Consider the following 24,768-nt stretch of genomic DNA (forward strand, 5'->3'; position numbering starts at 1 on the left):
TGCGCTGCTTGCTGTGTTGAAATATTCAGCATCGTATTTACTTGAGATTTCATGATGAAAAAAACAATCGCTTTCAGCGGATTAGCTATTTCCGCATTACTGCTTAGTGCCTGTGCATCAAATCCAACTGCATTGGCAGTGCAAAAGGAAAATAACCAGTATGAAGTGACCGGATTAGGTAAAAATCAACTGACTTCGAAAAACAACGCGATTACTGCGGCCAATAAAGCCTGTGGCTCTCGATCAACCCCAATTATTGTAGATGAAAAGACAGCTTATAACGGCGCTTTAAAAGGCGTGGTCGATGAACAAACAGGTCAGATGATTCAGGCAGCAGCTACTGTCCTTGGCAATATCGCAGGTACCAATACTGGTTTAAACCAGAATGATGATTATCAGACGGTGCTTACATTCCGCTGTCAGGCCAAATAAGCCTTAAACCACAGCGCAATAAAAAACCGCTCTTCAAGAGCGGTTTTTCTATGATCTGGATTAACAATAACCTTCCAGACGGGTCAAAGGCAATTTTTGCCCAATGGCTTTTTCAATTTCTGGCAGATAGAACGCATCATCTTCTGCAAGGAAACTGATACTCACACCACTGGTTCCCGCACGACCGGTACGGCCAATACGATGCACATAATCATCCGACTGTTCCGGCAAGGTGAAGTTCACCACATGCGATACACCATCAACATGAATGCCACGACCTGCCACATCCGTTGCAATCATAATGTTATGTTTACCATTTTTGAACTGATCCAGCATTTTCAGACGTTTGTCCTGAGCGATCTCGCCAGACAGCATCACTACTTTATAGCCATCACGTTTTAAATGATCATAAAGTTTGCGCACCTGATCACGACGGTTGGCAAAAATCATGACTTTTTCAATCGGCTCATCACGCAGGATTTCTTGCAACAATTTATATTTGTCCGCCTTAGCGACCATATAAACCCGCTGCTCGACATCGGCATTGGTTTTCTTTTCCGGTTCAATTTCAACTGTGACCGGTTCAAACAACCATTGCTGCGCAAGATTCAATACATCGTAACTAAAAGTAGCAGAGAACATCAGAGTCTGACGTTGTTCTTTACGCGGCGAGAAACGTACAATGCGCTTTACTGAAGGAATAAAACCCATATCCAATAGGCGGTCAGCTTCATCAATGACCAAAAATTCAATCTGATCCAGCCAGACTTCTTTTTGTTCTACAAAATCAATCAGACGACCCGGTGTTGCCACCATAATATCGACAGGCGCTTTATTAAGCTGGTTCTTTTGCTTGTCAAAATCCACACCACCCAGCAAGGTCACCACATTGAGACCAGCATATTTCGCCAGATCCTGTGCATCGCTTTCGATCTGTAACGCCAGTTCACGGGTCGGTGCCAAAATCAGCGCACGTGGCTCACCACGATAGCGTTGTTCCTGAATCGGATTATTTAAGAGATCATTCATGATACTAATTAAAAAGGCAGCAGTTTTGCCTGTACCTGTCTGTGCACGGCCAATGGCATCATGTCCTGCCAGCGTGAATTTCAAAACCTTCTGCTGGATAGGCGTCATGGTGGTAAAGCCTAAAGCATCAATCGCTTTTTTTAGATTGGGATGTAAATTTAAGGTTTCAAAACCAGATGACATAAAGCGGTGCTCTAATTGGGTAATCACTAAGATAGGGATAGTATAAACAAAAAACGCCCCAAGTTATATTGGAGCGTTTTCTTTTTAGCTTAATCCGAAGATTAGTCTAATGGTTGAACTTCTTCAGCTTGAAAGCCTTTTTGGCCTTTAACAACACTGAATTCAACACGTTGGCCGTCACGAAGTGAACGGTGACCGTCACCTTGGATAGCACGGAAATGAACGAATACGTCATCGCCGCCATTACGTTGAATAAAGCCGAAGCCTTTAGTATCGTTAAACCACTTAACTACGCCTTGTTCGCGAGCAGCTGTCATAAGTTAATCCTCATTGAAACTAAAAGAAGGACCACCCGGTGTTGCAAACAGCAGAGCAAACAAGTTTGAAAATATTATTTTTAAGCTTGTAATCATTCTGTAAAACTATCAACAAAATCCCGGTTACATCCATTTATGTAATAGGGTGAAAAACAATCACTTTGTTTATTCAAAGTCCCAAATACGCAACGAGCTTAACATGGGTTTATCACAATTAATAGATTTTTTTTAGCATGTTCTGTTTGATTTAGTTATTTTTTTCATGAAAATTGTCAAAAGACTTTATAAAGTCATTTAGATCTTCTTTTTCTGAAACCAGTTTGGTTCTGGCATCATATTTGCTACTATTTATAGCCTTTTCTGCTATCTAAATAAAACCGCAATGTCCGAATATCCAGCGCAATTCAGCCTTATAGACGCTATGGGAAAACCGTGCCCGATGCCGCTATTAATGTTAAAGCGCGCACTAAAGGCCGGAAATCAGAAAACATTCCTGCTGAAATCATCTGATCCGCATAGCCAGACAGATGTCAGCCGCTATTGTCAGCTGCATCAGCTCAAGCTTGAATTTAAAAAAATTTCTGATACAGAGTTTCACTACTTAATTGAATCTTAAAAATTTTCAATTAAACTGTTGATCTTCACTTTCGTATACTTTTTTACATTTCTCTACCCAAATATCCATTATTTGCGGAGAGATTGGATTAAGATAAAACCTAGTTTAGGGTTATCCCGCACTTCAAGGAGAACACATGAGTGACAGCCGCAATCAGTTAATGCCCCTGTCATTATCGGCGCCAGGTGTCAACCTCGGTGCTTATATCAGCACTGTCAATCAGATTCCGATTTTAACGGCCGAACAAGAAAAAGAGTTGGCTGAACGCTATTATTATGACCAAGATTTAGATGCAGCGAAAATGCTGGTCATGTCGCATTTGCGTTTTGTAGTACATATTGCGCGTAGTTATGCAGGTTATGGTTTGCCACAAGGCGACCTGATTCAGGAAGGCAACCTGGGCCTGATGAAAGCTGTAAAACGTTTTGACCCGAATATGGGCGTACGTCTGGTGTCATTTGCCGTGCACTGGATCAAGGCGGAAATTCACGAATATGTGATCCGTAACTGGCGTATTGTGAAAATCGCCACCACTAAAGCGCAACGTAAACTGTTCTTTAATCTGCGCAGCCTGAAGAAATCATCGAAAAAGTTGACGCTCGCAGAAGCACAGTCTATTGCCAATGATTTAAATGTCACACCAGAACAAGTACTGGAAATGGAAGGCCGTCTGACGGCGTATGATGCGGCTTTTGATGCATCAAGCGATGACGATGATGAAGGTTCCACCCATGTGGCACCAGCGTTATATCTTGAAGATAATCGTTATGACCCGGCTCGTCTGATTGAAAATGAAGACTATGAGGAGCAAAGCACCTCTGCCCTGCATGAAGCCATGGATCAGCTAGATGATCGTTCACGTAATATCTTGCAGCGTCGCTGGCTAGATGACGAGAAATCGACCCTGCATGAGCTTGCAGCCGAATATAATGTTTCTGCGGAACGTATTCGTCAGCTGGAAAAAAATGCCATGGAAAAAATTAAAGTGGCGATGTCATCCAATTAACACCAAATTCTGTTACTGATTTACCTCGAAAAAGCCTTCTTTGATGAAGGCTTTTTTATGTCCGCATTTTGAATTTATGCTAAGGTTGAGCGCAAACTTTATCAGGAAGATCAATTCAAATGTGGATTGCGATTTCAGCACTTAATTTGGCACTTGCAGTCATGCTCGGTGCTTTTGGTGCACATGGTTTAAAAGCGCGGGCGACTGAAGCACAGCTCGGCTGGTGGCAAACGGCAACGGATTATTTTTTCTATCATGCCTTAGGACTACTGATTCTTTCTTTACTGGCGAAAGTCATCCCTGCATTGCCCATTCAATGGAGCTTCGGTCTGATTCAGGTCGGCATTTTACTGTTTTCTGGCTCACTGTATATCATGGCCTTAGGATTACCCCGCGGTTTAGGTGCTATTACGCCCATCGGCGGGGCTTTAATGATTGCCGGATGGTTAATTCTGGCCTGGAATGCTTTAAAATACGCCAGATAAGTTTGAACAACACTTAATCATGGAGGGTTGCTAGAATGATGATTTACATCAATGGCGAACAACAGGAAACTCACTGCAAGAATCTGCTGGAACTGATTCAGAGTATGGCGCTTGAGGGTAAGCGTTTTGCAGTTGAAGTCAATGAAATGATTATTCCTAAAAGCAGATTGGGCGATACGCCAATTTGCGATACAGACAAAATAGAAATTATTCACGCGGTCGGTGGCGGCTAATACTCGGGACAATTATGCAAGATTTATTACAGATTGGTTCACGCCAATTCCAGTCACGCCTTTTGGTAGGCACGGGCAAATACAAAGATTTAAATGAAACTCAGCAGGCCATTGAAACCAGTGGTGCAGAGATTGTCACTGTCGCTATTCGCCGGGTCAATATTGGCCAAGATCCTGACCAGCCGAATCTGCTATCAGTGATTCCTCCGGAAAAATATACCATTTTGCCGAATACTGCAGGTTGCTTCGATGCCAATAGTGCCGTCCGCACCTGTATGCTGGCGCGTGAGTTGCTCGATGGCCACAATCTGGTCAAACTTGAAGTTTTAGGTGATGAAAAAACGCTTTATCCAAACGTGACTGAAACATTGAAAGCCGCTCGCACCTTGATTGACGATGGCTTTGAGATCATGGTTTATACCTCGGATGATCCGATCGTGGCGCAAGAGCTGGAAAGCATGGGCTGTGTCGCGATTATGCCATTGGGTAGCCTGATTGGTTCTGGTCTGGGCATTCTGAATCCACACACCCTGTCAATCATCAAGGAAAATGCCAAAGTCCCGGTTCTGGTCGATGCCGGTGTCGGTACAGCCAGTGATGCTGCGATTGCGATGGAACTGGGTTGTGATGGTGTACTCATGAATACGGCGATTGCAGCTGCACAAAACCCTGTATTGATGGCCTCTGCGATGAAAAAAGCCGTTGAAGCAGGCCGAGAAGCTTTTCTTGCAGGCCGTATGCCGCGTAAGCGTATGGCCAATGCCAGCTCGCCGGAAACCGGCTATTTCTTTAAATAAATTTTCATCAACATAAATAAAGGACTCAATTGAGTCCTTTATTTTTTCCAGTAATTAAGGAATCAGACCTTCATCACGCATGGCAATCTGTACAGACTGACGTTCTGCGACTTTATTACGGATATGGATAATATTTTTATATGGACTCAGATCATGCTCAATCTGGTTCGACCAGTTGGTCAAGACAAACAGATACGCATCTGCAGGGCCAAAGTTATCATCCACCAGATAATCATTGTCCGATTCACCAATCGCTTTATCGATATAACTCAATAGACGATCAACCTCTGCATAGGCTTTTTTCTTTTCATCTTCGGATAACTTGCCACCGAAGAACACCGCATAGGCATCATGTAGTTCAGAGTTCAGATAACCTAACCATTCCAGCACTTTGGCACGTCCCATGCCCGATGGTGGAATCAGATCTTGTTTTGGATCGTGTTGAGCAAGAAACGGTAGAATTGCAACATTTTCTGTCAGGATCAGACCAGGGTTAATTTCTAAAGCTGGTACATAGCCTTTAGGATTAACTTCGTAATAATCCGTACCTTTTTCTGTTTTATGTGTTTTTAAATCAACACGTTCCAAATCAAAATCAACATTAATTTCATTTAAAATAATATGTGCTGCCAGTGAGCAGGCACCTGGTGAATAGTAAAGCTTCATTTCTGATCCTTGTTATACACTTCTCAATGTTTTAAATCGCTTCTGACAAACTTTCAAGTGATCAAACCTGTAAATTGCAAAAAAGCGTAACTGTCACCTCAGGGCAGTTACTCATTCAATATTCAGGATATTCCGGGCTTTTGCAAGTCAATCTTGTGTAGATTTTTATCTCTATCTGTTTAACATACACAGGTTTTCCAAATTTAGATGATATTTCGTGATTAGCCTGAAAAAAGAAGAATGGTTTTCCAATATCCGCACAGATGTATTGGCAGGTCTGGTGGTGGGACTTGCCCTGATTCCTGAATCAATTGCCTTCTCTGCCATTGCCGGTGTCGATCCGCAAGTCGGTTTATATGCCTCTTTCTGCATTGCAGTATCCATTGCCTTTTTTGGTGGCCGTCCTGCCATGATCTCTGCGGCTACAGGCGCAATGGCACTTTTGATGATTACCTTGGTAAAAGAACATGGTTTGCAATATCTGTTGGCTGCCACAATTCTGACCGGCATCATTCAGGTCATTGCGGGTTATTTTAAAGTCGCTAAATTAATGCGCTTTGTATCGCAGGCGGTGGTATACGGATTTTTGAATGCCTTGGCGATCCTGATATTTGTGGCACAAATCCCGGAAATTAACCGGATGGATAGCACCGGTTATCTGTTTATTGCGATTGGTCTGGCAATTATTTATCTGTTTCCGTATATCCCGAAAATTGGCAAAGCCATTCCCTCACCTTTAATCTGTATTATCGTATTAAGCGGGTTGGCGCTGTTGTTAAGTGCAGATATGCGTACCGTGAGCGATCTTGGACAATTCCCGGATACTTTGCCAGTATTCCTGCTTCCCGAGATTCCACTCAATCTGGAAACCTTGCAAATTATCCTGCCTTATTCCTTTACCTTGGCGACTGTCGGTTTGCTGGAAAGCATGATGACCACTACGGTCATTGATGAAGTGACCGGAACTGAAGGTGACCGTCATCAGGAATGTCGTGGTCAGGGTATGGCCAATATTGTCAGCGGCTTTATGGGCGGGATGGCCGGTTGTGCCATGATCGGCCAGTCAATTATCAATGTGTCTTCAGGGGCACGTACCCGTTTATCGACTCTGGTCGCTGGCGTGTTTCTGCTGTGTCTCGTGGTTTTTTTGAAAGACTGGCTGGCTTATATCCCAATGGCAGCTCTGGTTGCGATCATGATTATGGTGGCATTTACCACCTTTCAATGGGGAGCAATCAAGCAATTCAGCAAACATCCGCTAGAATTTAATACCGTGATGATTGCCGTGATTATTGTCGTGCTTGCCACTCATAATCTGGCGCTTGGTGTATTTGTCGGCGTATTGCTCTCTGCCCTGTTCTTTATTAATAAACTGGAAAGAACTATACATGTCTATACGTATTTAAATACGGTCAATTCACGTAGCTATATTATTTCCGGACAGATATTCTTCAGCAGTACAGAAAAATTCTATCAGTTCTTTGATTTTAAGGAAAAGCTTGAGCATGTCGAACTGGATTTAACCCACGCGCATATCTGGGATGTGACCTCAGTGAACATGTTGAATAATGTGATCCAGAAATTTAAAGCCCAAAATATAGACGTAACAGTGATCGGTTTAAATGAAGCCAGCAGTACACTGATTGACCGGTTTAGTAGCTGATGAACGGTGATTAATAAAAGAGCCTCAATTGGCTTTTTTATTTTATCTGGAAGATCTCGCCAATTTTTATGGAGAAATACCGAGAAAAGTTTGACTTGCTCGGCTCAGGACTTAAAATACCGCATTCTGAATTTTTAGATTTGCCAAAGTTATGTCGAACGATCAATTAGACCAGCAAGTCGTGGAGCTGGAAAACTTAAGCGAGCACCGTGAAATCGTGACGTTTATGCGCCGCTCAATGCCGTTAAACACCTCTCAACGTACTGCGCTTGAACAATATGGTCACTTAATTTTGGAATATCCAGTGGGTGATTTGCGTCAGCACTTTGAACATCCAGAGCGCCCTTTGACTGTAGAAATCGGTTTTGGGATGGGCCGTTCACTGGTATTGATGGCCAAAGCCAATCCTGAGCGTAACTTTGTCGGGATTGAAGTGCATGTACCGGGTATTGCGCAATGCATTTACGAAGCAGGTGTTGAAGGCCTAACGAATTTACGTGTACTGGATGCAGATGCAATTCAGGTATTACGTGAAATGCCAGACTACAGTATCAATACTGTGCAATTGTACTTCCCTGATCCATGGCAGAAAAAGCGTCATTTTAAACGCCGTTTTGTTTCGCATGACCGTATGCCACTGGTGGAGCAAAAGCTAGAACTTGGCGGAACTTTCCATGCTGCAACGGACTGGGAACCGTATGCGGAATGGATGATTGAAGTATTGGAAGAACGTCCACGACTGGAAAATCTGGCGGGCAAAGGCAACAGCTACCCTCGTCCGGAATGGCGTCCGCAAACCAAGTTTGAACGTCGCGGCATCGAAGCCGGTCACAAGATTAATGATTTTATCTTCAAGAAAATTTCTTAATCTAAGACTCAAAAAAGCGCTGATTATTCAGCGCTTTTTTATGGGAAAAATTTGCCTTTGAACCCTGCTCCGTAGGTAAATCATTCGCTTCTTCATTTCTGATGACGCGTGAGAATCTGCTGGCTCAACAACTGATAGACATTTTTCAAATCTTCTCGCTGCATATTGGATAACATCTGCTGATGCATATTCAAAATATTCTGATCACCACGCATCGCTGGGCCGGTCTGCATTTTTTTGGGATCATTCTGAGTGGCTTTATTGGCAGTTTCCAGCATCAAGGGATACAACAAACTAAAATCGACCTGTTGTGCATCAACCACCTGCTTGCCCATGTCATAACAATAATTGGCAAAGTTACAGGCAAATACCGCTGCAAGATGCAAACTGAGACGTTGACTAGAATTATAAGTATAAACACGATTGCTTAGGCTATTTGCCAGTTCTAATAACAGGATTTGGTCCTGTTCATTCTCCGCCTCAATAAATAGTGGCGTCTGCTGCCAATCAATCTGGCGTTCCAGACTAAAGGTCTGTAAAGGATAAAATACGCCTGCACGCGCATGCACATTTTTCAGTAAATCGAGATGGGTACTGCCAGAGGTATGTACGATCAGATTCTGCTGCAGATGCGGATGAATCCGTTCAATGACGCTGGCAATCGACTGATCACTGACCGCGATAATGACCAGATCCACCTCATGATCCAGCTGTTGAGGCTGAGCGATGGCCTGAGCGTTGAATTGCTCAGCCAGTTGCTGTGATTTTTCTAGGGTTCGACTGTAGATCTGTACGATCTCATGTTGTGCTGAAAATACACGGGCAAGATGATATGCCACTCGCCCTGCCCCAATCATACTGATCCGCATCTTGTGCTGTTCCTGACTCATTGCGCACAGCATGCCAATAAATACAGATTGAGGCAATTGGCCTTGATGTTTTTGAATAGGCTTTAGAACTTTCGCAGGGTCAGAATCTGTTCACTTCGGCCAAAAGGTCCATGAACATCATGCAGAATCCCGCTAGTCAGACCGATACCATCTTCACCATATTGCTGCACCACTTCCAGTCCCAGCCATTTACCCTGCGGCAGACGGTGCATATGAATCTGCAGGTCCAGATTCGGAAATCCCCAACCGGAATTCGGGTCCTGACGTGGCACGATGCCATTGGCAGTATCGACCATACCGAGCAAACGACTAAAGTCTGTAGTGGGCTGTCTTTCCACCATGTCCAGCGAATTTCTGAGCCAGACAATCCCCTTGCCTGCACGATGGTCAGCATGTGCCCGGGTTTCAATACTCTGGATATAACCACCCGGCCAGCAGCGCATACCCTCCCAAACCGGTAAATATTCTGGACTTTCGATTGGAAAGTCTTCCACTCCGGCAATGGCCTTGGTATCTGAAGTCAGCATTCTCCACGCGCGTGCCACGATACAGGTTTTACCATTGGCACACATTTCAGCTTCAACCAGCTCGATGGTTTTACCCGGACGGATCATGCGCGTAGTAATAGAAAATTCACCAAAGGCTATCAGGCCAAAAATATCCAGCCCGACCCGACCAATACGCATGTCAGCACGTGGCTGAAACTGTTCCAGTTCGACGCATAGAATACCAGTGGCTGGTGCCATGTGCTGCTCATGCGGATTCCATGCACCTTGTGCATGAATATTTGAACGGTAATAAGCCGTAGTACTGCCATCTGGATGCTGTTCGCGCTGAATAAAACTGTAATATGCCGACATTGTTTTAATACTTCCCTGAATATTCTCTTAAACTTTAGAATTTGCAAAAAGTTCTTTGATCTTTATTTTCGTATCAAAAAGCCATGATAATTCATGATTTGACAATAAATCTTGCACTGTTTAAATCCGACTTTGGTTAAAAGCGCTTTAAAATTTTGTGCAGATAACAAGTGAAAATCCTGCTCCAAGCGTTCAACCATCTTGTTACTTTGCACCACGCTTAACCCTGTCTGTTGTGCCAGCTTCTGCATAATTTTGATGTCTTGCTGATCTTCGGGTTGCATCAGGTCATAGGTCAATGCAAGACCATTGGTTTTAAGACACTGCTGGATAGCCTGAAAAAATCCGTTTTTTTCGGAATTTGAAATGAAATGTGCCACCAGAATGGCTAACGCAGCATCAAACGTATCTGGCTGATTCAAATCTTGAATCATACTTTGGACGAATTTCACCCTTTGTCGATCTATAGAATTCAGATTTTTACTGGCCTGTTCCAGCATAGCTGCTGATGGATCAATTGCAGTAAAGATCCAGTCTGGATAACGCTGCAATAAATAAGACAGTTCATAACCCGTCCCGCAGCCCACTACCAAAATATGAGCGGTTTCCTGGAGTTCAGTGCTGAGAATTGCTTCAATCTGCTGATGTACAAGTTCATAACCGGGAATCAGTTTACGGATGTGATCGTCATAACTGGCGACGACGACTTCACTATGAAAGTTTTTTGCCATATTTTTACTCTAAATCTATGCACGAATCTAAAACTCAGGCGGGTATTTAGATAGATTGAATATTTAAATCTTGTAGCTTGATCTTATTTGCTGTTTTCTTGAAATTTGATCATAGGCCCGGCGACATGGATGTCGCCATTTTGCTGAGGGACATGGAAGTCCCTTCAGCAAAATAAAGGGATTTTGCTTACTTTTGGCCTATCAAAAGTAAGAAAAGCCTAAACATTGATATCGAAACCTTTATACAAATGGAGGCAATGTATGCATTAAATACTGCTTTGCCCCATTTAAGAATCGCATCAATACAATTTAAGCAATCTCTTTCAAGTTCAGCTCTTCACGCATAAATTCACGCAATTTGAACTTCTGCGCCTTACCGGAAGCCGTCATTGGAAATTCCTGGAAGAAACGCACATAACGTGGCACTTTATTGTGAGAAATATGCTCCTTACAATACTGACGGATAGTTTCCTCAGTACACGGATCATTTTCATGCAGGATGATGCAAGCACAAAGTTCCTCACCATATTTATGGTCTGGCACACCGATCACCTGTACATCTGAAACGGCAGGATGGGTATAAAGGAAATCTTCGATTTCTTTCGGGAACAGGTTTTCTCCGCCACGAATGACGACATCCTTGATTCGACCCTTGATTTTCACAAAGCCTTCATCATCCATTTCAGCAATATCACCGGTATGCATCCAGCGCGCCGCATCAATCACTTCCTGGGTTTTGTCCTGATCTTCCCAATAACCCAACATCACCGAATAGCCACGTACACATAGCTCACCCAATTGACCACGTGGAACCACCTTGCCATTTTCATCGACAATTTTAACTTCCAGATGCGGATGTACCCGGCCAACCGTACTGACACGTCGCTCGACACTATCTGCCGTTGAGCTTTGTGCACTCACTGGCGCAGTTTCGGTCATGCCATAACAAATCGTGATTTCAGACATATGCATCCGTTCAATCACACGCTGCATGATCTCTTGCGGACATGGACTACCCGCCATAATCCCCGTACGCAGACTGGACAGGTCAAACTCATCAAACTGCTCATGTTCCAGCACCGCAATAAACATAGTCGGCACACCATAAGCCGCGGTACATCTTTCCTGCTGGATGGCTTTTAAGGTTTCCAGCGGATTAAACACGGCAGACGGATAGATCATGGCAGAGCCATGCGTAATACAGGCCAGATTACCCATCACCATACCAAAACAGTGGAATAAAGGCACTGAAATACAGACACGGTCTTCTGGCCCTAAATGAATGGCTTCACCGACAAAATAACCATTATTTAAAATATTATTATGGGTCAACATGGTGCCTTTCGGATTGCCCGTAGTGCCCGAGGTAAACTGGATATTAATCGTTTCATCAAACTGCAATTCACTGGAGATCTGTTGCAGTTGTTCCAACTCTTGCGCACTAGGCGAGCTTAGTAAATCCTGAAAACGGTGGATGCCGGTATGCTGCTGATCATCAATTTTAATCACATGCTTTAAATGTGGCAGTCGCTCTGCATTAAGGAATTTACCTTCGGTTTCCTGCAATTCCGGTGCAATTTTAGTCAGAATTTCCTGATAGTCCGTCGTCTTAAACTGCGCTGCAATCACCAGTCCCTTACAAGAGACTTTATTCAGCACATATTCAAGCTCGTTGCTTTTATAAGCTGGATTTAAATTCACCAGAATAATGCCTGCCTTGAAGGCTGCAAACTGGGTAATGGTCCATTCCACACAGTTCGGCGACCAGATCGCCAGACGGTCACCTTTTTGCATACCCAGTTTCAGCAGCTGACAGGCAAAGGCATTGACTTGCTCCTGTAGCTGACGGTAACTGAGGCGTATGTCCTGATGCAGGCTCACCACTGCATCACGTTCTGCATACTGCTCGCAAGCCTGATCAAATTTTTCACCAATCGTCATGCCCAATAAAGGCTGGCTGCTGGTTCCATAGGCATAGCTTAACCGTACTTGTGTCATTGAATCGATCTCCTTGATTCTTTGTAATTCTGATTTTCAACTTTACTAATTGTTTTATGACCACGACGACCTTGTCTGTGTACCGGTTTTTTGTGTGTTTATGCTTGTAAATTTTCCTCCTGCCCACGTACTGCGTTGACACAAAAATCGGCAATCTGTTTGACAAAGTGATCCTTATACTTCTGATCAAACATGACATTTCGGGACGGATTTAAAGGTTCAATCACGACAAAGGTCATGGCACCAACCACACCTAATGCTGCCGTATTCAAATCTTCAAATTCGAATTCTCCATTGACCTTTCCTTCGGCCAGAATTTCCTTAATGCTCTGCTTGAGCAGCTGCTTACTGCGAAAACGCTCATGTTCCATTTCCGGATCGACCGGTTCGAACATCAGTGAATACGCCAATTGGGGGCTATTCATGGCACGCTTGACAAAAGTTGTAACAGATTTTTGCAATTTCAGTTTTGGCGATAAATCTGACTCGGCAATATGGTTCAGAATTCCGACTTCATGCTGAATCGCGGCCGACAAAACCTCAATTAAAATCTGGCTTTTGCTTTCGAAATATCGATAGACCAGCCCTGTAGAAACGCCTGCGCGTTCTGCAATCGCCTGAATCGATGCCTCCTTCAAGCCCCCTTGAATAATCAGTTCACGAGCAGATTCCAAAATCGACAGGCGATTTTGTTCCATTCGTTCCTGCATCAATGATGATCTTTTATAACTCATAAAATTAATCTCAACAAGATAAAATGAATTGTAAATCATTTTGTGAATATAGATTCACTTTTTTATTTTTTCGTTGTATGTTAAAACCACAAGCACAACAACAATGCTTTTTTGGACACAACAAATATAACCTCAGGATGGATGAAGAATGAATTTACAAAGCTTGGATTTCGGTTTGGATGAAACTCTTATTGCGCTTCGTGATTCAGTGGCCGCATTTTGCGCCAAGGAAATTGCCCCAATTGCCCAGCAAGTTGACCGTGACAATGAATTCCCGGCTCACCTCTGGAAAAAATTTGGTGATATGGGTCTACTTGGTTTAACGGTCAGTGAGGAATATGGCGGTACCAATCTGGGGTATCTGGCCCATATTATTGCCATGCAAGAAATTTCCCGTGCTTCAGCATCCATTGGTTTGTCCTATGGTGCCCATTCTAACCTATGTGTAAACCAAATTAAGCGAAATGGTAATGAAGAACAGAAGCAGCGTTACCTGCCAAAACTGATTTCTGGCGAATATGTCGGTGCATTAGCAATGTCTGAGCCAAATGCCGGATCAGATGTAGTCAGCATGAAACTGAAAGCTGAAGATAAAGGCGATCATTATCTACTCAACGGTTCCAAGATGTGGATTACTAATGGTGGTGATGCCGATGTACTTGTCGTCTATGCCAAAACCGATTTACAAGCAGGTGCCAAAGGTATGACCGCCTTTCTGGTTGAAAAAAATATGCCAGGTTTCAGTCATGGCACACATTTGGACAAACTGGGCATGCGTGGTTCCAATACTTATCCCCTATTTTTTGACAATGTCGAAGTTCCGAAAGAAAACGTGCTTGGCGGTGTCGGCAATGGGACTAAAGTGCTGATGAGTGGTCTGGACTACGAACGTGCGGTCCTCAGTGCTGGCCCACTGGGGATTATGGATGCCTGTATGGATACCGTGATTCCATATATTCATGACCGTAAACAGTTTGGTCAGGCGCTGGGCGAATTCCAGTTAATGCAAGGCAAAATTGCCGACATGTATTCGACCTGGCTAGCCTGTAAGGCACTGGTTTATGCGGTCGGTGCTGAATGTGACAAAGCTGAGCATAGCCGTAGCCTGCGTAAAGATGCTGCCAGTGCCATTTTATATGCTGCTGAAAAAGCGACCTGGATAGCAGGAGAAACCATTCAGACTTTAGGTGGTAACGGTTATATCAACGAATTTGCTGCCGGCCGTTTATGGCGTGATGCCAAACTGTATGAAATTGGCGCCGGTACTTCAGAAATCCGCCGCATGCTGATTGGCCGTGAACTTTTCAACGAAACAGCCTAAACCTTAACACTTAGAATAAAACAAGGATGTTGGTCATGAATCAGTTATCGAGCAAAATCAATATACGTAGTGAAGAGTTTAAAACCAACCAGACTGCCATGCTGCAACTGGTGGATGACCTAAAACAGAAAGTTGAAAAAATTGCTTTGGGTGGTGGCGAAACTGCCCGTCAAAAACATCTGGACCGTGGCAAATTACTCCCCCGTGAACGGATTAATCATTTAATTGATCCAGGCACAGCTTTTTTGGAAATTGGTCAGCTGGCTGCCTATCAGGTGTATCAGGATGATGTTCCTGCCGCAGGTGTGGTCGCTGGTGTTGGTCAGGTCAAGGGTGTGACCTGCATGATCATCGCCAATGATGCTACGGTGAAAGGCGGTACTTATTATCCATTAACAGTGAAAAAGCATTTACGTGCCCAGGAAATTGCCGAACAGAACCATCTGACTTGTATTTATCTGGTGGATTCAGGCGGTGCATATTTGCCTTTACAGGATGAAGTATTTCCAGACCGCGATCACTTCGGCCGTATTTTCTACAATCAGGCACGTATGTCGAGCCAAGGTATCGCCCAAATTGCAGTGGTGATGGGCAGCTGTACTGCAGGCGGTGCTTATGTGCCTGCCATGTCAGATGAAACCATTATTGTCCGCAATCAGGGCACCATTTTCCTAGGCGGCCCTCCTCTAGTTAAGGCAGCTACTGGTGAAGTGGTGTCCAGTGAGGATCTCGGTGGTGGTGATGTGCATACCCGTTTGTCTGGCGTGGCTGATCATCTGGCTGAAAACGATGAACATGCACTTGCGATTGCCCGCAACATCGTGGCCAACCTGAACAAAAAGCCAAACAAGACCGCAGATGAAATCGAAGCGCCGCTGTTTGACAGTTCGGAACTGTACGGCATTGTGCCGAGTGACGCGCGCAAGCCTTTTGATATCCGTGAAGTGATAGCGCGTATTGTCGATGGCTCACGTTTTGACGAGTTCAAGGCACGTTTCGGCACTACCCTGGTGACCGGTTTTGCCAAGCTCTATGGCATGCCGGTCGGGATTATTGCCAATAATGGCATTCTATTTTCCGAGTCTGCCCAAAAAGGCGCACATTTTATTGAACTGTGTACCCAGCGCAATATTCCGCTGATTTTCCTGCAAAATATTACCGGGTTTATGGTCGGCCGCCAGTATGAAAATGAAGGCATTGCCAAAAATGGTGCTAAGCTGGTGATGGCCGTCGCCAATGCCAATGTACCGAAACTGACTCTAGTGATTGGCGGTTCTTTTGGTGCAGGCAACTATGGTATGTGTGGACGCGCTTACTCGCCACGCTTTATGTGGACCTGGCCAAACTCGCGTATTTCAGTGATGGGCGGTGAACAGGCCTCCAGCGTCTTGTCGACCTTAAAACGTGACCAGATTGAGCAAAAAGGCGGAACTTGGTCAGCTGAAGAAGAAGACCAGTTTAAACAACCAATCCGTGACCAATACGAACGCCAAGGCCACCCTTATTATGCGTCTTCGCGTTTATGGGATGATGGTGTGATTGATCCAGCGCAATCGCGTGAAGTCTTGGCCTTGAGTCTGGCTGCGGCACTGAATGCGCCCATCCAGCCAACCAAATTCGGCGTGTTCCGCATGTAAGGGGTGACAAAATGACATATCAATTTTTACAGCTCGAACAGCAGGATCAGGTCGCGACAGTCTGGATTAACCGTGCCGAACTGCACAATGCTTTTAATACCCAGGTGATTGAAGAACTGCATGCCTGTTTCCGGTCTTTAAATGACCATGATGATGTGCGTGTGGTGATTTTGGCAGGCCGAGGCAAGAGTTTCTCTGCTGGCGCGGATCTGAACTGGATGAAACAGGCAGGTCAGGCATCACAGGCAGACAACGAAGCGGATGCTCTCAAACTGGCAAAAATGCTGCAAAGTCTGGCGACCTTAAAACAGCCAACCATTGCCCGGGTACACGGCATTGCCTTTGGTGGCGGCATGGGGCTGGCCTCAGCCTGTGATATTTGTGTGGCCAGTACAGATGCCAAGTTTGCCACTTCCGAGGTTCGCTTAGGTCTGGCACCTTCGACCATCAGCCCTTATGTGATTCGTGCGATTGGTGCCCGTCAGGCCTCACGTTATTTCCTGACCGCCGAGCGGATTACTGCTGAACAGGCCAAAAGCATTGGTCTTGCGCATGAAGTTACTACACCAGAACAGCTCGACAGCAAAATTGATGAAATTGTGGAAGCACTTTTACTGGGTGGTCCTGCTGCACAGAGCGCATCGAAACAGTTGATCCAACTGGTTGACCAACAGGTTTTGACCGAAGATTTACTGCTTAAAACAGCACAGCATATTGCCCATATTCGCCAGGGAGATGAGGCGAAAAATGGACTGAATGCATTTTTGAACAAACAAAGCCCGGCCTGGATCAAGACCACGGCATAACAACAAGAAGGATCCTACGATGTTTGAAAAGATTTTAATTGCCAACCGTGGTGAAATTGCCTGCCGTGTCATTCGTACAGCGAAGAAATTAGGTATTGCTACTGTTGCCGTCTACTCCGATGCCGATGCACTATCACAACATGTCAAACTGGCCGATGAAGCGATCTATATTGGTGAATCGCCAGCAGCACAAAGTTATTTGCAAATTGATCGCATTATTCAGGCAGCCAAAAACACTGGTGCCCAGGCGATTCACCCCGGTTATGGTTTCCTGTCCGAAAATGACCAGTTTGCCTTGGCCTGTCAGGACAACAATATTGTCTTTATTGGCCCGCCAGTCGATGCCATTCTGGCAATGGGTCTAAAGGCCACCTCTAAAGCGCTGATGGAAAAAGCCGGTGTGCCTCTAACCCCCGGCTATCATGGGACCAATCAGGATGCCGACTTCCTGAAACAGCAGGCAGACAATATTGGCTATCCGGTACTGATCAAGGCCAGTGCCGGCGGTGGCGGTAAAGGCATGCGTCTGGTGGAACGCAGCGAAGATTTTCTTAGCTCGCTTGCTTCATGCAAGAGTGAAGCACGTTCAAGTTTTGGCAATGAAGACGTTCTGATTGAACGTTATGTGATTCAGCCACGTCATATTGAAGTGCAGGTGTTTGGTGATACCCACGGCAATTATGTACATCTGTTCGAACGTGATTGCTCGGTACAGCGTCGCCATCAGAAAGTGTTGGAAGAAGCGCCTGCACCGAAAATGCCGGAAGACAAACTGGAGGCGATGCGTCAGGCGGCAATCGATGCTGCGCGTGCAGTAAATTATGTCGGTGCCGGTACAGTCGAGTTTATCGTGGAGCAAGACGGCACAGCTTACTTCATGGAAATGAACACCCGTCTTCAGGTTGAACATCCGGTCACTGAAATGATTACCGGACAGGATCTGGTGGAATGGCAACTGCGCGTGGCTTTTGGTGAGCCTTTACCAAAGCAGCAGTATGAATTACAGATTCATGGACATGCACTCGAAGCCCGTGTCTATGCCGAAGAACCGGAAAAAGGCTTTATTCCTGCGATTGGTCAGATCAGCTACCTGCATTATCCGGAGCAAAGTGACTGTGTACGTGTCGATAGCGGTATTGTCGAGGGCGACGAGATCAGCACTTATTATGATCCGATGATTGCCAAACTGATTGTCTGGGGCAAAAACCGTGAAGCAGCCCTAACCCAGATGCACCATGCACTGGGTCAGTTCCATGTCGATGGTCTGGGTAACAATATTGCTTTTCTAGATCGCCTAGTGCTGTGTGACTCGTTTAAAAATGCACATTTAGATACCGGCCTGATTCAACGTGAAGAAGAATTTCTGCTCAAACCTTCTGCGGATATCCGTGCCGAACTGGTAGTTAGTGCCGCACTGATTGAGCTCCTGGCACGTCAAGCACAGAATCCCGCTCCAAGCAATCCGGTATGGCAGCAGCAAGCATTCTGGCGCCTAAACCAGCAAAATAGCCATACAGTGCAATTACAACGCAATGGCATCAACCTGAAAGTTCAGTTCCGCACTCAGGATCAAGGCTTTGTCGCCAGCTATAACGGTCAGCAAATTCAAATTCAGGGTCAGCTCGTCGATGCCCATACTTTAGCGTTACAACTGGCGGGTAAACAGCAAAAACTGGCTTTTAGCCAGACTGAGCAAGGCATTACCCTATTCCAGAATGGTCAAAGCTATAAGTTCAATTACCTGAAGTCTGATTTTAATAATCAGGATGAGCAAGGCACGGAAAATAATCTGATCGCACCAATGCCAGGTGTCATTACCCAGGTGCTGGTCGCAGCCAATGACAAAGTCAAGAAAGATGATGTGCTGATGACGCTGGAAGCCATGAAGATCGAATACTCGATTCGCGCACCGCATGACGGCATCATCGCAAGCTCATATTTCCAGAAGGGTGATCAGGTTAAAGCCGGTGATGAACTGGTCGAGTTCCAGCCGCTGGCGGAGGAAGTGGCATGACGGATTTTGTCAAAATCGTAGAAGTCGGGCCACGCGATGGCCTGCAAAATGAAAAAACACCTTTGACATTGGATGACCGGAAAAACCTGATTTTGGACCTGATGAAAACCGGTCTACAGTCCATCGAAGTCGGCTCCTGCGTTTCAGCCAAATGGGTACCGCAAATGGCAGACAGTGATGTGCTCTTTGCCAGCCTACCTCAAGATCCAAATATTCAGTTCAGTCTGCTGACCCCAAATCTGAAAGGTTTTGAATCGGCACTGGCTGTGGGTTGCAAGGAAGTGGCAGTATTTACCGCTGCTTCTGAAAGCTTTACCCGCAAAAACATCAACTGCTCGATTGATGAAAGTTTTGAGAAGTTTGCCGATGTGATGTCAGCCGCCAAAGCCAATGACATCAAGGTACGCGGTTATGTCTCCTGTATGGTGGACTGTCCTTATGAAGGTGCGATTGATCCCAAGCAGGTGGTGAAAGTCACGCAGCGTTTGCTGGAGATGGGCTGCTATGAAGTGTCGTTGGGTGAAACCATTGGCACGGCCACCCCAGACCGGGTTAAATACGTCTGGGAAGCTTGTTTGGCTGAACTTGATGCCAAAGTGCTGGCCGGTCATTTCCATAATACCTACGGCATGGCGATTGCCAATATTTATCAGTCACTGTTGCAAGGCATTCGGGTCTTTGACTCCTCCATTGCTGGACTGGGTGGCTGTCCTTATGCCCAAGGTGCATCTGGCAATGTCTCGACCGAAGACCTGTATTACCTGCTCTCGAATATGGGCTTTGAAACCGGTATTCAGCTGGATGCACTGATGCAGGCCAGTCGTAATATCAGTGAAGTCTTGCAGCGCAATAATCCATCCAATTATGCCAATGCCTACTGGCAAAAAGCCTGTGCTTAACAATAATCATGCTTGAGCAAAATAAACTTAAGCAACCCATAAGGATATAAACAGCAGATTTAAGTCTGCTGTAATAACAATAGAGGTGACAAGATGTCAAACAAGGTTTATGACAGCGCTCAATCCGCCTTAAAGGATGTGGTGCAAGATGGTCATACTCTGGCTGTCGGTGGTTTCGGCCTATGTGGTATTCCAGAAGCTTTGATCACGGCCCTAAAAGAAACTGGTGCCAAAAATTTGACCTGTATTTCCAATAATGCCGGTGTAGACGGCTTCGGTCTGGGGCTTTTACTGGAAACAAAACAGATTAAAAAAATGATCTCCTCTTATGTCGGTGAAAACAAGGAATTCGAACGTCAATATTTAAATGGCGAACTGGAAGTTGAGCTGACCCCACAGGGTACACTGGCAGAAAAATTACGTGCTGGCGGTGCCGGTATTCCGGCTTTTTATACGGCGACGGGTGTCGGAACCGTGATCGCTGAAGGTAAGGATGTCCGTGAATTTAATGGCAAGTCTTACATTCTGGAAGAATCTTTAACAGCTGATGTTGCTCTGGTTAAAGCCTATAAGGCCGATAAAGCCGGCAACCTGATTTTCCGTAAAACCGCCCAGAACTTTAATCCGGTCTGTGCCATGGCCGGCAAAATTACCATTGCTGAAGTCGAAGAGATTGTCGAAATTGGCGTGCTGGATCCGGACGAAATCCATCTTCCGGGAATTTATGTGAACCGGATAGTCCTGAATGCTCAACCGGAAAAACGTATTGAACAGATGACTTTAAAGGCGGAGGCTTGATCATGGCTTGGACACGTAATGAAATGGCGCAGCGCGCGGCACAAGAGCTTGAAGATGGTTTCTACGTCAATCTAGGGATTGGCCTGCCGACGCTAGTCGCGAACTATATTCCGGAAAATATCAATGTCTGGCTGCAGTCGGAAAATGGCCTGCTGGGGATTGGCGAATTTCCAACCGAGGAGACAGTGGATGCCGACCTGATCAATGCCGGTAAACAGACGGTTACCGCGCGTAAAGGTGCTTCATTTTTCTCAAGTGCCGACTCCTTTGCCATGATCCGTGGCGGTCATGTCAATATTGCCATTCTGGGTGCTATGGAAGTGTCCGAAACTGGTGATCTGGCCAACTGGATGATTCCAGGCAAAAAGGTCAAAGGCATGGGCGGTGCCATGGATCTGGTCGCGGGTGTACAAAAGGTCGTGGTCTTGATGGAACACTGCGCCAAAGATGGTACACCTAAGATAGTTCCAGAATGTAGTCTGCCGCTGACCGGCCAGGCTGTGGTGAACCGGATTATTACCGATCTCGGTGTACTGGATGTTACTCCTGATGGAATTCGACTGGTTGAACTGGCACCAGAGGTAAGTTTTGAAGAGATTCAAAAAGTCACGGGGGTAGCGCTACTACGTAACGCTGCCTGATCCAGCCAGCCCTTAAGAATGAAGCATCTTAAGGGCTTTTTTATATATAGCTGTTTCATTTCAAAATAATAATCGCAGAATAAATGGATTTTAATCATGCAAACTCAACAAAATATTTTGCAGCGCTTCGCCTTGCGCGTCAGCGACTGGTCTGAAAAATGGTTTCCGGATTCTTATATTTTTGCCCTGCTTGGCGTCATCATTGTGGCGATTGCCGCCATCGGAATTGGTGCACCCGCACAGGATGTCGCGATTTCCTTTGGAGACGGCTTCTGGAGCCTGATTCCCTTTACCTTGCAGATGTGCATGCTGATCGTGGTCGGTTATGTGGTTTCCGTATCTAAGCCTGTCCAGCTTCTGATCCAGAAAATGGCGCGCCTGCCGCATTCCGGTCGTGGTGCGATTGTCCTGGTCGCCACGGTCAGCCTGTTAATTTCCTTAATTAACTGGGCCATGAGTACCGTACTGACTGCACTTCTAGTGATTGCACTGGCACAGCGTAAAGAGCTTAACATGGATTACCGCGCCGCTGCGGCTGCCGCGATTATCGGGATGGGTGCGACCTGGGCACTGGGCATCAGTTCTTCAGCTGCACAGTTACAGGCCAATAAAAGCAGTCTGCCTGAACCGATTTATAATCTGACGGGCGTGATCCCATTTACCGAGACTATTTTCCTGCCGCAATCCATGATCATGACGGCGGTACTGATTTTGGCTTCAATTGCAATTGCTTACTGGTCAGCACCTAAAGGCTCTGACATTAAAACCATTGAGCACTTCCCGATTCAGATTGAAGAAGAAAAACCGGACTTATCTGCCGAAAAAAGACCGGGGGATTGGCTGGAAAATTCACCCATTTTAAGCATTTTGATCGTGATTCTGGGCGCAGTCTGGATGTTTAACGAATTTTCCAAAAGCAATCCGATTCTGGCCATTTCCAGCTTAAATACCTATAACTTTATCTTTCTGATTTTGGGCGTGGCCTTACACGGTACACCACGAAATTTCCTGAATGCAGTCTCCAAGGCTGTCCCGGCCATTTCAGGGGTACTGATCCAGTTTCCGCTGTATGGTAGTATTGCCTTTATGATGACCAATGCACTGAACTCAGCCGATCTGTCGCTGTCACATTATATTGCCGAGTTTTTCGTTTCGATTGCCTCGCAGGAAACCTTTGCCATCGTGATGGGCTTATACTCGGCGATTCTGGGTTTCTTTATTCCTTCTGGCGGAGGGAAATGGATTATCGAAGCGCCCTATGTGATGCAGGCTGCGCATGACCTGAAAGTGCATCTGGGCTGGTCGGTACAGATTTATAATGCGGCAGAAGCCTTGCCGAATCTGATTAATCCATTCTTTATGCTTCCGATGTTGGGTATCCTGAAATTAAAAGCCAAAGATGTGATTGGATTTACGGTGACCCAGTTGATTTTCCATCTGCCTTTGGTACTGTTCCTGCTATGGTTCCTTGGTCGGACATTGACTTATAGCCCGCCGGTATTTTCTTAATTTAAGATAATAAAAAAGGACGAAGATTCGTCCTTTTTTATTTAGGCTGCTCTCTTAATTTCCTGTCTTCTCAACCACACCTTCATCATCTACTTCACGCACAATTCCCGTTTCAGTATTCACGACCTCAAAGGTCACGCGACGGTTCTGAAACTGTCCGGCAGGTGTCGCATTGGGTTCAACCGGCTGATCCTCTCCCATTCCAACCGCCTGTAATTGTGCAGGATCGACACCTTTTTGCACGAGATAACTGGTAATCGCCTGAGCGCGCTGTACGGACAGCACCTTATTTTCTGCTTCGCTGCCCTGAGCATCAGCATGTCCTTTAACTTTCAGGATAACTTGTGGTGCACGTTGTAATAATGCAGCAGCTTGATCCAGCACCAATTTATTGACTTCCGGAACTTCAGTCGATGCCGTATCAAAATTAATGATCTGTAAATTAAGTGCAGTCGCCACATCCAGTGCTTTAACATTATCGGTCTTGATACTGGCCAAGGCTTGTTCTGCCTCACTATTGGCGGTATTAATCACGTCACTTCTATTGAGCGGCTGCTGGGTCACCACTGTGACATTTTTGGCCAGACTACGAATTTGTGCTGCCAGACGCTCGGCTTCTGCATTGGTTGCTGCACGCACTGAAACCTGATTGCCAATCCAGTCAAGTGACACATTTGGCATTCCCTGCATTGTTCTCAACACAGTCGGAATAGTATCCTGATCAATAAATTCTGAATGATAAACCTCACTGCTCAGCGCCCCACAACCAATATTATAATTAAAGATCTGTTTGATCTCGTTTTGCAAAATTTCCATATACTGCGGATTATTCAGCTGTAATTGACAACTGACAATTTCGCCATTACTGCCTGTACTTAATCGCAAGGATGCAGGCTGAGCTGCAGCAACTTCACTGGTCGCTTGGGTATTTGAATCTTCAACATCATCCTGCATGCAGCTACGAACCAAAAACAGGATCAAACCCGCCAGGATCAGAAAAATAATAAACGGCCATAAAAAGCCGGTTTTTCTTTCTTCCTGAACAATGATGGTCTGCTCCGCCAATACAGGTTCCTGATTTAAATTCTGCCCTGCCAAGGGTGAAACTCCAAGCGCTGCCAGAATAGGGCCAGCCCAAAGGGGTAATGCGCGCTGAATCGAATCGGCGTGGGTTTCCAGCAAATGGCTAATCGCTTCCGGACTCGAAGCACCTGCTTCAGTCTGTAAAAAATTCATGGTCGGTACAATTGACCGGTTCAAGGTATGCTCTATTTCATCTTGCGGCGCGCTCTGATCCACTTGATCGAGAAATTGCTGCTTGAGTGCCGGGTTTGCATTGAATAATTCATGAATTTTTGGATTAAGTTGCTGACCAAGATTCTCGATCCAGGCGGGACGTGAACGCAATATACTTAAAAATATGGGATAGAATTGAGCCAAAGCTTGATCTTTGGCAAATAAATGCTCGGTTTCACCTTGAAGCACAATCGCCGTAACATCGCTTTTTAGGCGTTCTATAAAGTCTATATTCATAATCGTCACCATTCTTTTGATTTTTCTAATGTTTAATATTTAATCAGTGTAACGATCCCCATTTTTTGAAAATGTAAATAATTGTATGAATATCATAAAGTT

Annotated in this window: 25 protein-coding genes; 16 read left to right on the plus strand and 9 right to left on the minus strand. The window is 45.3% G+C overall.

Features of this window, described 5'->3' with window-relative positions:
* The first annotated feature begins 51 nt into the window (after positions 1-51).
* Complete coding sequence (locus ACO1B7_RS01445; protein ID WP_423089708.1) at positions 52-432, plus strand: hypothetical protein; 381 nt, start codon at positions 52-54, stop codon at positions 430-432.
* A gap of 60 nt (positions 433-492) precedes the next feature.
* Here the strand turns inward: ACO1B7_RS01445 and rhlB are convergent, their stop codons facing one another.
* Positions 493-1,644 carry an ATP-dependent RNA helicase RhlB gene (gene rhlB / locus ACO1B7_RS01450; protein ID WP_004280098.1) on the minus strand — a complete coding sequence of 384 codons (1,152 nt, stop codon included), beginning with the start codon at positions 1,642-1,644 and terminating at the stop codon, positions 493-495.
* A 101-nt stretch (positions 1,645-1,745) separates the two neighbouring features.
* Positions 1,746-1,961, minus strand: a complete 216-nt coding sequence (locus ACO1B7_RS01455) for a cold-shock protein (RefSeq protein WP_004280099.1) — start codon at positions 1,959-1,961, stop codon at positions 1,746-1,748.
* Positions 1,962-2,343: 382 nt separating this feature from the next.
* Between ACO1B7_RS01455 and ACO1B7_RS01460 the strand changes: the two genes are divergently transcribed.
* The 5 genes from ACO1B7_RS01460 (at position 2,344) to ACO1B7_RS01480 (ending at position 5,098) form a co-directional block, all read left to right on the plus strand.
* Positions 2,344-2,577 (plus strand): sulfurtransferase TusA family protein, encoded by a 234-nt coding sequence (locus ACO1B7_RS01460; protein ID WP_004280100.1) that lies wholly within the window; start codon positions 2,344-2,346, stop codon positions 2,575-2,577.
* Between the two features lie 136 nt (positions 2,578-2,713).
* On the plus strand, positions 2,714-3,583 hold the full coding sequence (gene rpoH, locus ACO1B7_RS01465) for an RNA polymerase sigma factor RpoH (RefSeq protein ID WP_004280101.1): 870 nt from the start codon (positions 2,714-2,716) through the stop codon (positions 3,581-3,583).
* 119 nt (positions 3,584-3,702) lie between these two features.
* Complete coding sequence (locus tag ACO1B7_RS01470) at positions 3,703-4,068, plus strand: DUF423 domain-containing protein (protein ID WP_004280103.1); 366 nt, start codon at positions 3,703-3,705, stop codon at positions 4,066-4,068.
* Between the two features lie 35 nt (positions 4,069-4,103).
* On the plus strand, positions 4,104-4,301 hold the full coding sequence (thiS, locus tag ACO1B7_RS01475; protein WP_004280105.1) for a sulfur carrier protein ThiS: 198 nt from the start codon (positions 4,104-4,106) through the stop codon (positions 4,299-4,301).
* A gap of 14 nt (positions 4,302-4,315) precedes the next feature.
* Positions 4,316-5,098 carry a thiazole synthase gene (locus tag ACO1B7_RS01480; RefSeq protein WP_004646601.1) on the plus strand — a complete coding sequence of 261 codons (783 nt, stop codon included), beginning with the start codon at positions 4,316-4,318 and terminating at the stop codon, positions 5,096-5,098.
* Between the two features lie 54 nt (positions 5,099-5,152).
* Here the strand turns inward: ACO1B7_RS01480 and ACO1B7_RS01485 are convergent, their stop codons facing one another.
* Positions 5,153-5,764 carry a glutathione binding-like protein gene (locus ACO1B7_RS01485; RefSeq protein ID WP_423089709.1) on the minus strand — a complete coding sequence of 204 codons (612 nt, stop codon included), beginning with the start codon at positions 5,762-5,764 and terminating at the stop codon, positions 5,153-5,155.
* A 217-nt stretch (positions 5,765-5,981) separates the two neighbouring features.
* Between ACO1B7_RS01485 and ACO1B7_RS01490 the strand changes: the two genes are divergently transcribed.
* Both ACO1B7_RS01490 and trmB read left to right on the plus strand, forming a co-directional pair.
* The gene (locus ACO1B7_RS01490) at positions 5,982-7,427 is read left to right on the plus strand and encodes a SulP family inorganic anion transporter (protein ID WP_423089710.1); all 1,446 of its coding nucleotides are present in this window, start codon (positions 5,982-5,984) and stop codon (positions 7,425-7,427) included.
* A gap of 151 nt (positions 7,428-7,578) precedes the next feature.
* Complete coding sequence (gene trmB / locus ACO1B7_RS01495) at positions 7,579-8,295, plus strand: tRNA (guanosine(46)-N7)-methyltransferase TrmB (RefSeq protein ID WP_423089711.1); 717 nt, start codon at positions 7,579-7,581, stop codon at positions 8,293-8,295.
* A 92-nt stretch (positions 8,296-8,387) separates the two neighbouring features.
* Here trmB and ACO1B7_RS01500 read toward each other — a convergent pair whose 3' ends face one another.
* The 5 genes from ACO1B7_RS01500 to ACO1B7_RS01520 all read right to left on the minus strand — a co-directional run bounded on the left by ACO1B7_RS01500 (position 8,388) and on the right by ACO1B7_RS01520 (position 13,508).
* A complete protein-coding gene (locus ACO1B7_RS01500; RefSeq protein ID WP_423090299.1) occupies positions 8,388-9,164 on the minus strand; it encodes a Rossmann-like and DUF2520 domain-containing protein in 777 nt (258 codons plus the stop codon).
* Positions 9,165-9,247: 83 nt separating this feature from the next.
* Positions 9,248-10,045 carry a thioesterase family protein gene (locus ACO1B7_RS01505; protein ID WP_423089712.1) on the minus strand — a complete coding sequence of 266 codons (798 nt, stop codon included), beginning with the start codon at positions 10,043-10,045 and terminating at the stop codon, positions 9,248-9,250.
* 62 nt (positions 10,046-10,107) lie between these two features.
* On the minus strand, positions 10,108-10,776 hold the full coding sequence (locus tag ACO1B7_RS01510) for a class I SAM-dependent methyltransferase (protein WP_423089713.1): 669 nt from the start codon (positions 10,774-10,776) through the stop codon (positions 10,108-10,110).
* Between the two features lie 309 nt (positions 10,777-11,085).
* Positions 11,086-12,774 (minus strand): AMP-binding protein, encoded by a 1,689-nt coding sequence (locus ACO1B7_RS01515; protein WP_423089714.1) that lies wholly within the window; start codon positions 12,772-12,774, stop codon positions 11,086-11,088.
* Positions 12,775-12,872: 98 nt separating this feature from the next.
* A complete protein-coding gene (locus ACO1B7_RS01520; RefSeq protein ID WP_005251442.1) occupies positions 12,873-13,508 on the minus strand; it encodes a TetR/AcrR family transcriptional regulator in 636 nt (211 codons plus the stop codon).
* A 148-nt stretch (positions 13,509-13,656) separates the two neighbouring features.
* On the opposite strand from ACO1B7_RS01520, the gene ACO1B7_RS01525 reads away from it, so the two are divergent.
* The 8 genes from ACO1B7_RS01525 (at position 13,657) to ACO1B7_RS01560 (ending at position 23,133) form a co-directional block, all read left to right on the plus strand.
* The gene (locus ACO1B7_RS01525) at positions 13,657-14,829 is read left to right on the plus strand and encodes an isovaleryl-CoA dehydrogenase (RefSeq protein ID WP_423089715.1); all 1,173 of its coding nucleotides are present in this window, start codon (positions 13,657-13,659) and stop codon (positions 14,827-14,829) included.
* A 35-nt stretch (positions 14,830-14,864) separates the two neighbouring features.
* Positions 14,865-16,466: a carboxyl transferase domain-containing protein gene (locus tag ACO1B7_RS01530; RefSeq protein WP_004646591.1), complete on the plus strand. Its 1,602-nt coding sequence runs from the start codon at positions 14,865-14,867 to the stop codon at positions 16,464-16,466.
* 11 nt (positions 16,467-16,477) lie between these two features.
* Positions 16,478-17,272: an enoyl-CoA hydratase/isomerase family protein gene (locus ACO1B7_RS01535; protein WP_004646590.1), complete on the plus strand. Its 795-nt coding sequence runs from the start codon at positions 16,478-16,480 to the stop codon at positions 17,270-17,272.
* A 19-nt stretch (positions 17,273-17,291) separates the two neighbouring features.
* Entirely contained in the window at positions 17,292-19,286 is a 1,995-nt protein-coding gene (locus tag ACO1B7_RS01540; protein ID WP_180180415.1) for an acetyl/propionyl/methylcrotonyl-CoA carboxylase subunit alpha, read from the plus strand.
* Positions 19,283-20,185 (plus strand): hydroxymethylglutaryl-CoA lyase, encoded by a 903-nt coding sequence (locus ACO1B7_RS01545; RefSeq protein WP_180180414.1) that lies wholly within the window; start codon positions 19,283-19,285, stop codon positions 20,183-20,185. The genes ACO1B7_RS01540 and ACO1B7_RS01545 overlap by 4 nt, the downstream gene beginning before the upstream one ends.
* A gap of 93 nt (positions 20,186-20,278) precedes the next feature.
* Positions 20,279-20,983, plus strand: a complete 705-nt coding sequence (locus ACO1B7_RS01550; protein WP_004729993.1) for a CoA transferase subunit A — start codon at positions 20,279-20,281, stop codon at positions 20,981-20,983.
* 2 nt (positions 20,984-20,985) lie between these two features.
* Entirely contained in the window at positions 20,986-21,624 is a 639-nt protein-coding gene (locus tag ACO1B7_RS01555; RefSeq protein WP_004646586.1) for a CoA transferase subunit B, read from the plus strand.
* 96 nt (positions 21,625-21,720) lie between these two features.
* The gene (locus ACO1B7_RS01560; protein WP_423089716.1) at positions 21,721-23,133 is read left to right on the plus strand and encodes a short-chain fatty acid transporter; all 1,413 of its coding nucleotides are present in this window, start codon (positions 21,721-21,723) and stop codon (positions 23,131-23,133) included.
* 54 nt (positions 23,134-23,187) lie between these two features.
* Here the strand turns inward: ACO1B7_RS01560 and ACO1B7_RS01565 are convergent, their stop codons facing one another.
* Entirely contained in the window at positions 23,188-24,678 is a 1,491-nt protein-coding gene (locus ACO1B7_RS01565) for an OmpA family protein (protein ID WP_253174334.1), read from the minus strand.
* Positions 24,679-24,768 lie beyond the last annotated feature (90 nt).

Source organism: Acinetobacter lwoffii (assembly GCF_049367455.1).
Lineage (GTDB): Bacteria > Pseudomonadota > Gammaproteobacteria > Pseudomonadales > Moraxellaceae > Acinetobacter > Acinetobacter lwoffii_W.